Genomic DNA, 8,190 nt, shown 5'->3' with positions numbered 1-8,190 from the left:
GTACGTCCGGCCTTCACCAGCTCGACCATGTGGGCCCGGAATTCCGCCGGGTATGGGGTACGATGCCTGCCCATTTCGACACCTCCTGATCAAAAGGATAGGTGTCCGTTTTTGCGGGTCAATCTCAGTTGCCGCCAAGCGCCGCCGACAGTGCCGCGCCAAAATCCGCCTCGGTCATGCCCATGATCGCGAGCTTTTCACGGTCGACGACGACTTCGGCCTTCGGTTTGTCGAGCTTGAGATCGACATCCGCGAACCAGAAGAGCTTCTCCTTCTGTGCCTCCGCCAACACGGCCTGGGTAACCTCGTTCAGCTTTTCCACCGGCTCGGTCGACCTGATGACGAACTGCACGGGCAGCCCCTGCGATCCCGGCAATGACGGCAGTGAAAAGGCGACAATCTGCGCGCCCGCCACGTTGCTCCATTTGCGCTGCAGGTCCATTACCACGTCGGTCTGCGTGCGTTCACGCCGATTCCAAGGCTTCAGCAGGACGCCGCCTAGCCCCTGGTTGAGCGCGGGAGTACCGGTCAGTTGAAACATCTGGCTGTACTCTGGCACTTTACGAGCAATGTCGTACGCTTGATCGGCGATGCGCCTCATTTGCTCCGGGGACGCGTTGGCCGCGCCCTTGATCTGCATGAACACGATGCCTTGGTCTTCGGTCGGTGACAGCTCGCTATTTGCGGTAAACGCGGCTGCTCCCGCGAGCAGGGAGACGACGAAGCCGAAGGTGACCAGCACCGGCCATGCGTCAATTGTCCTGGCCAGGGCAGAGTGGTACCCGCGCAGCAGGCGGGCGAAAATGCGGTCAAGCAAGAGCGCTAAGCGCCCCTCATCTTCACCACGCCTGAGGAGACGTGAAGTCATCATGGGCGAAAGCGTCAGTGCGACCACCGCGGAGACCACCACCGCGCCGGCGAGCGAAAAGCAGAACTCTTTGAACAGCGCGCCGGTAAGACCCGTTCGCATGCCGATCGGTACGTAGGCTGCCACCAGCACCACGGTCATGGCAACGATCGGTCCACCGAGCTCGCGTGCCGCAATGAGCGACGCTTCACCCGCGCTTTTGCCCGCTTCCTTGATGTGCCGATCGGCGTTTTCAACGACGATGATGGCATCGTCCACGACGAGACCAATCGCGAGCACCAAAGCAAGCAACGTGAGCAGGTTGATCGAATAGCCGAGGACGAACATGAAGAAGAACGTGCCAACGAGTGAAAGCGGTATCGCGATGAGCGGCACGATGACCGCACGGAACGAGCCGATGAACAGGAAAATGACGGTCGTCACAATAACCAGCGCTTCAGCCAGCGTCTTGACGACTTCCTGGATCGACGTGTTGATGTACTCCGTGGAATCGTAGGCGATGGCGCCGGTCAGGCCGGAAGGCAGTTGCGACTGAAGTTCTGGAAAGGCCGAACGGACCTTCGAGGCAACCGTCACGACGTTGGCGTTCGGCGCGACCTTGATACCGACGAACACCGACCGTTTGCCCGAAAACGCAACACTGGTGCTGTAGTCCTCCGCGCCGAGCGTGACGGTCGCGACGTCCTGGAGCCGGACGAGCGCGTCGCCACTTTGGTTGACGACCAGTTGCTTGAATTCGTCCACCTTGTGCAGATCGGTGCCGGCCGTCAAATCGACCGTGACCATCTGACCTTTGGTCGAGCCGATCGTGGACAGATAGTTGTTGTTCGAAAGTGCGGCATAGACCTCACGGGCGGATACATGATGCGCGGCCAGTTTGGCAGGGTCCAACCAAGCGCGCAACGCGAACTGGCGCCCTCCCAAGATCTCCGCCGTCTGCACGCCCTCGATCGAGTCGAGCTTGGGCTTCAACACGCGAACGAGATAATCGGTGATGTTGTTGGTCGGTAGCACGTCGCTGTAGAAGCCGATGTACATGGCATCGGTAGTCTGGCCGACAGCGACGGACAAAACCGGTTGCTGGGCCTGCGCGGGCAATTGGCTGCGGACCGAGCTGATCTGCGTATTGATCTCGGTAAGCGCCTTCGTCGCGTCGTAATTGAGACGCAGGGTTGCCGTAATCGTCGATACGCCGGCCACGCTGGTTGACGAAAGGTAGTCAATGCCCTGAGCCTGAGCGATTGCCGACTCGAGCGGCTGAGTAATGAAGCCAGCAATCGTCGCCGCGTCGGCGCCGTTGTAATTCGTCTGGATGGTCACGACCGCGTTCTCGGTGCGCGGCCATTGCGAGACGGGCAGTCCGGTCATCGAGCGTAGACCGAGGATCAGGATCATCGCCGAGATGACTACCGCCCATACCGGCCGTTTGATGAAGGCGTCGGTAAATTTCATCACGGGTCTCACCGTTCTTGAGGCGTCGGGGACGCTTCGTTCGCGGGCGGATTACTGTTGTCGATCGCGACCGACGTACCGTTGTTGAGCTTCATCTGACCGCTGGTGATCACCAGGTCACCCTCTTTCAGTCCGCTCAACATGGCGACCTGATCGCCTCGCGTCGCCCCCGCCCTGACGAAGGTCTGCTGCGCCGTAAGTACATCGAGCCCCTTCGCATTCTTTTTCTTCACTGCGACGAACATAGTGGTGCCGTACGGGTTGTAGGTCACCGCCGTCTGGGGAACCGTCAGATAGTGCTGCGCTGAGCCGGAAATGACGACTGCGCGGGCAAACATCCCAGGAAGCAGCAGCCGATTGGGATTCGGAACCGTTGCTTCGACCGTCAAGCTGCGCGTGGTCGGATCCACTTTGGTGTCGATAGCCGTCACCATGCCGCGGAACGTCTGGCCGGGCACCGCATCCGTGCTGACCGAGACGGCCTGGCCCTTCGCAATCTCGGACTTTTGATCCTGCGGTACGTTGAAGTCGATATAAATCGGATCGAGCGTGGTCAGGGTCGCGATCTTGTCGCCTGGATTGAGGTACTGCCCAGGATTTACGGTGGTGATACCGATGCGTCCGCCGAACGGTGCGGTAATGGACTTTTTAGCGACCAGCGCACGCTGCTGCTCGACGGCTGCACGCTTGGACTTCCAGTCGGCCTCGTCGGCATCCACCTGGGCCTGTGAAACGGCATTTGCCTCTAGCTGCGCCTTGTCCCGGTTCAAGACGGTTGCTGCCTGATCGGCAGTTGCTTCCTGCGAATGCAATTGGGCAACATCCGTATCCGCGTTGAGCTGCACCAGCGGCTCGCCGGCCGAGACGTCCTCGCCAGATTTGAAGGTAATACTGCGAACGATGCCGCCTATTTCAGTCGTCACGTCAACGCCGCGGAAGGCTTTCATCGATCCCACAGCGGATACAACAGGTTGCCAGTCGGTGAACCGGGCGGGAGCCGCAGTGACGACGGCAGGCGGCTGGGGCGCCTTCGCGTATGCAATCTGCCGGGAAATCTGAACGAACTTCGTCCCGCCGATGATCAGGACAATGACTAGGACGGCGCCAAGCATGATCAGCATTGGCCGCAACAGGCGGCGGCTGGTGCGTCCACCAGACGCTTCCCGTTTAGCTGGGGGATGGAGCGCTTCCTCTTCCATGGGGCTTCTCACGGATCCTATTGATCAAGTCGAGGCGAAATAACCTGACCGGCCTGCGCCTGCGAAGTGTTTTTTGACCGATTCCACCAGCCGCCGCCGAGCGCCTGAAAAAGCGCAACTGTATCGCTGTAACGACTGGCCTGCGCACGCACGCGTGCAAGAACGGCGTTCTGGTATGTTTGCTGCGCAGTCAAAAGATTCACGTAACCAACCGCTCCGAGTCGGTACTGGGTCTGGGTGAGTTCGAGGCTGTCTAGTGCGGCTCGTTCAGCGTCTACTTGCTGCTTTAGCTCATCGGCGTCGGTATCCAGCGCACGCAACACGTTCGCGACGTCCTGGAATGCCTTGACGACTGCGCCGCGGTAATGCGCGGCGGATTCATCGTAAGCGGCAACGGCGACTTGTTTGCGGTGCCAACGAGCCCCCGTATCGAAGAGGCTCTGCGAGACCGAGCCGACCAAGGCCCATACCCCTGTGCCCGGCGAAAACAGATCGACCAATCGTGAAGCATTGAAGCCCAACGAACCCGTGAGGTTGAACTGCGGCAATTCATTGGCGATTGTCACGCCGATGTTTGCGCTAGCTTGGTGCAGTCGGGCCTCCGCGGCGCGCACGTCGGGCCGCTGCTCGATGATGGACGACGGCAGACTAATAGGCAGTTCTTCCGGCAAGTGAAGTCCCGCTAGCTCGAAATGTTCCACCTGCTCCTGGTTCGGAAACCTTCCGAGATAGGCCGTCATCTGGTGTCGTGCCTGGTCCAACTGCCTTTGCAGTGGTGGAAGGGTCGCGCGCGTTTGCGCCACCACCGCTTCTTGCGCAAGGACGTCGCTATTAGATACTGCCCCCAGCCGCAGGCGCGACTTCGCCAAGTTCAAACCTGCTTCTTGTATCCGAACGAGGTCCTTTGTCACAGCGATCTGATCACGGACCGACGCGAGCGTCACTGCGGTGTTGACGACGCTCGCGGTCAGCGTCAGGTAAGTTGCTTCGAGTTCGAACTGTTGGTACTCGGCCACGGCAGCAGCCGCCTCTATCTCACGGCGTGTGCCACCGAACACGTCAGGAGCGTAGGAAACGCTCACCGAGGCTGCATTGATAGTCAATAGTTCGGGGGGAAATGCACCAAACTTGGCCTTTTCGCGCGTGGTGGATGCGTTCGCAACCACTATAGGGAAGAGCGACGCGCGGTCGGCATACACAAGTTCGTTCGCCTGCCGCAGAGACGCCTGAGCTGCCGCTACATCCGGGCTAGCACGCAATGCCTCCTCCACCAAGCCAGTCAGCTCAGATGAACGGAACAGGGTCCACCATAGTCCGGGGATGTCCATCCCTTCGATCAGGTGCTGCGCCGCGCCGCCCGGCACGGCGGAAGACGCCGTGCCGGTCAGCGGCTCTTCCCGCGAGAAGTGGGCGTTCTGTGTCATCGCCGGACGCACGTAATCGGGCCCGACGGCGCATCCGCCGAGCAAAAGTGCGCTCAGCAGGCCAAGTTGCGGTGCCAGAGCGCTCCAAATTCGAAGCGTCATTTCATCGCCCTATCCGAAGCTCGGGCACATTGCCGACGAGTCCGGGCATTGGGCTGCGGTAACGAGCGCGACGTGGCGCAGCTCAGGACGAACTGTCATTTCGGTATTGATGACGCAATCATCGGCAGACCCGACAAATAAAACGATACCGTTTCGTTCACATACAGTAACAAGGAAACCAAAAGCGGTCAATAAGCCCTGATACGAAACCGTTTCGTTCCTTTACAACCCCGGCTCTGCCGTGATACATCCGCGGTGTACCGATATTCGGACTACGTCCACCACAAGATGCCGAACTCAACAGATGCGATGCCGAAAGCGAAGGCTTTGAAGCATTCTGCCGTACGGGCAGGAAGGCCCCCAAGCGAGCTGGCTGGAGAAGTGGACGAACGCATACTTGATGCTGCCCATCAGGTGTTCATGGAGCGCGGGTTCCATGGCGCGAGCATCGACGAGATCGCCCGTCTCGCGCACGCCGGCAAGCCCACTATCTATGCGCGGTTCGAGACCAAGGAGGCCCTTTTTGTAGCTGTCGGCTTGCGCGGTGCGGCGCGGTTCAGTGCTCACTTCGGGAAGTACGCAACCACCGGAACAACACTCGAGGCAAGGCTCGTCTGCCTCGGACGTGAAATGCTAGAACGGTTGCTCGAGGATGAAGTGATCGACTTCATGAGGCTTGCCGCCGCAGAGGCACGCCGCGTCCCGGAACTGGCCCACTTTTCTCGTGACGCGCGCGAGCGCGGCGCTTCGGCAGCGCGGGAAGCCCTACTCGACGCAGCTAGCGTCAAGGACGTCCGTCGCTTCCCGGCCTTCGGGCCCGATCACATCGAGACTACGACCAGGTTCTACATTGACTTGGTCGTCGACCCGTTGTTCATGCGCGCGCTCGTTGGCGAAGGCCTGAAGACATTGCGAGCACAAATCGACAACCATGTGCAGCATAGCGTCGCTTTTTTTCTGGCTGGATGTCGGAGTGCTTGACCTGCCTGAGCGCGACTTCTGTTATCCATGGAGGTAAGCGATCTCGCGCGACCCGCCCCATCCACATTCCGCGCGTATGCCCTCGCGTTCCCTGCATTCTTCCGGCCAGCCAGCAGCCGTGCCACATTCAGCCCTCTCGCCTTGCCCTTTTCGGCGCCTCGAATCCGCCCCGGCTAAAATTTCATCCCAATGCCCACCCCGATAACGAGCGGATCGATATGTAGAGTGCCGATTGCAGTGCCGCCAAGCGACGCGTCGGTCTTCATCCAAATCTTCTTAATGTCGGCGTTGACGAAAAGCGCCTTTGTCACCTGCACGTCGACGCCGGCCTGCAATGCTGGACCGAAGCTGTGGTTGTCTATGGAGACCGGTTGACCTCCGGCGTGCAAACTGTTGTTATAGAAGAGCGTGTAATTAAGACCCGCACCGACATAGGGGCGAATGCGTCCCTCATGATTGAAGTGATACTGCAACAGCAATGTCGGAGGCAGCACGCCGACGCCACCCAAGTTACCGAGGTTCGACGTCACTTGGTGACGCGAGGTGCCAAGAATCAACTCGATGCCTATCCTGTCGCGAATCATGTAGGTGAAATCGAGCTCGGGAACGAGCGAGTTGTTCACGCCGACATCGAGCGTGGACAGCGTGTTGCTCGTGTGAACTTGCGGCTGGATGCTAATTGTACGAAGGCGAACCAGCCAATCGCCAGCATGTATCCCGGCCGCTGAACTGTCTGCGGTCGAGGCCAACGTTGCCGCGTCGCCGGCAGCACGGGCCGTGGATAGTCCAAATGCGGAAGTGAGGCAAATCGCTGCCGTGATGGCATGAATTTGGTTTTGCATGATAGTGTCCGGTTGCTATAATACCCACACAGTCTGTATGGTTATATGGCTAGCAGCGTTGACCGCAATCAACTAAACGTACGCATGTAGTTGCCCGCGACAGCGTGTCGCACGCGTCCGATCGACAAAACCTGCCGAACGGCAAACGCGTCATTGGAACGTTCAACGATTTCTGTGATGCGACGGTTAGCCGCCCATTGATCATTGCAAGGCGACTGCAGTAAGGAGAAGCTCGGTGTCGTCGACAATTGACGCCCGTACGTAGGCGTTGTTGTGTCAGTTTCCAATGAGCCGAACGAGATCTCGGTTGCGACAGAGTCTTGTTCGCCGTCGTCGAGGCAAGCTACTGGGTCAGTTATGGTACCAATTGGAATTACACCCACAATCAGCCTGACTGAACCGTGCAGAAGCTGTGCCATGCGGCCTTGTTGCACGGCCAATAGAGCCGAACACGCCGACATGCGCTCGACGAAAGGCCTTGCGCCTGCCCGCCACGTAGTTCGCAGAGGTGCGCCAGTCTTCCGAATCGGGGACCCGTTCACGAACATCTATGCCATACGCACTGGCTCATTCAAGAAGGTGATGCTGCTTTCCGATGGCCGAGAACAGATTACTGGATTTTTCTTCGCCGGTGAACCGCTAGGACTTGACGGCGTTTGCCACGCTTACCACATGAGCGACGCCATTGCACTCGAAGATAGCTGCGTCTGCGTTCTGCCATTCGCGCTGCTCGAACTGCTCGGCCGGCAGGTGAAAGCGATATCGGATCACCTGTACCGCGTTTTCTCCGCCGAGCTCGCTCGTGACAGCAGTCACATGGTCGTGCTCGGCACAATGACTGTAGAAGAACGCATCGCGACTTTCCTTTTGGACATGTCGTCGCGGCAATCTCATCAGCGTGCCAATTCGCCAACCCAGTTTGTGCTGCGCATGACGCGAGGAGAAGCGGGAAGTTTCCTCGGGGTAACGATGGAAACGGTCTGCCGAGTCTTGTCGCGCTTTGAGAAGCGCGGACTCATCGCTGTCGGTGGCAGAAATATTCGGATTCTCGACCTGGACGGTCTGCTCGATGTAAGTCGGGCCGAATAGTTGGTTACTTTCGACGACGCCGCGCAAACGCCGCCTTGGAGGGGCTCTGACGGCCTTTCAAAGCATACGCAAAAGTCGACCTTACGTCTGAATGCTCCCATAGTGGGTAAGCACCCGGTGAAGGCATCCTGGGCCCAAGGTGCGGGCAATCAAGCCGCAGCAGGCGCCCAACGATGCGGTAGAAGCGCGGCGATGTCGTCGGCTCGATGGGTGGGCAATCGATTGAGCACGTC

Annotated in this window: 6 protein-coding genes; 2 read left to right on the top strand and 4 right to left on the bottom strand. The window is 59.2% G+C overall.

The window, feature by feature from the left end; all coding sequences use genetic code 11:
* Window positions 1–124: 124 nt before the first annotated feature.
* The 3 genes from C9I57_RS31855 to C9I57_RS31845 are packed head-to-tail and all read right to left on the bottom strand — an operon-like array spanning window position 125 to window position 5,045.
* Window positions 125–2,320, bottom strand: a complete 2,196-nt coding sequence (locus tag C9I57_RS31855) for an efflux RND transporter permease subunit (RefSeq protein WP_107154484.1) — start codon at window positions 2,318–2,320, stop codon at window positions 125–127.
* Between the two features lie 8 nt (window positions 2,321–2,328).
* A complete protein-coding gene (locus C9I57_RS31850; protein WP_258187929.1) occupies window positions 2,329–3,519 on the bottom strand; it encodes an efflux RND transporter periplasmic adaptor subunit in 1,191 nt (396 codons plus the stop codon).
* A gap of 17 nt (window positions 3,520–3,536) precedes the next feature.
* The gene (locus C9I57_RS31845; protein ID WP_107154482.1) at window positions 3,537–5,045 is read right to left on the bottom strand and encodes an efflux transporter outer membrane subunit; all 1,509 of its coding nucleotides are present in this window, start codon (window positions 5,043–5,045) and stop codon (window positions 3,537–3,539) included.
* Window positions 5,046–5,354: 309 nt separating this feature from the next.
* On the opposite strand from C9I57_RS31845, the gene C9I57_RS31840 reads away from it, so the two are divergent.
* Window positions 5,355–6,026, top strand: coding sequence for a TetR/AcrR family transcriptional regulator (locus tag C9I57_RS31840; protein ID WP_181322028.1), 672 nt, complete (start codon window positions 5,355–5,357; stop codon window positions 6,024–6,026).
* A 173-nt stretch (window positions 6,027–6,199) separates the two neighbouring features.
* Here C9I57_RS31840 and C9I57_RS31835 read toward each other — a convergent pair whose 3' ends face one another.
* Window positions 6,200–6,868 (bottom strand): OmpW/AlkL family protein, encoded by a 669-nt coding sequence (locus C9I57_RS31835; protein ID WP_107154480.1) that lies wholly within the window; start codon window positions 6,866–6,868, stop codon window positions 6,200–6,202.
* Between the two features lie 357 nt (window positions 6,869–7,225).
* On the opposite strand from C9I57_RS31835, the gene C9I57_RS31830 reads away from it, so the two are divergent.
* Complete coding sequence (locus C9I57_RS31830; protein WP_308836383.1) at window positions 7,226–7,957, top strand: helix-turn-helix domain-containing protein; 732 nt, start codon at window positions 7,226–7,228, stop codon at window positions 7,955–7,957.
* The last annotated feature ends 233 nt before the right edge of the window (window positions 7,958–8,190 follow it).

It is taken from the genome of Trinickia symbiotica, from assembly GCF_003028655.1.
In the GTDB taxonomy this organism is placed as follows: Bacteria; Pseudomonadota; Gammaproteobacteria; order Burkholderiales; family Burkholderiaceae; genus Trinickia; species Trinickia symbiotica_A.
The sequence above is the reverse complement of the archived record's forward strand: the minus strand, read 5'-3'. Positions and strand labels throughout refer to the sequence as shown.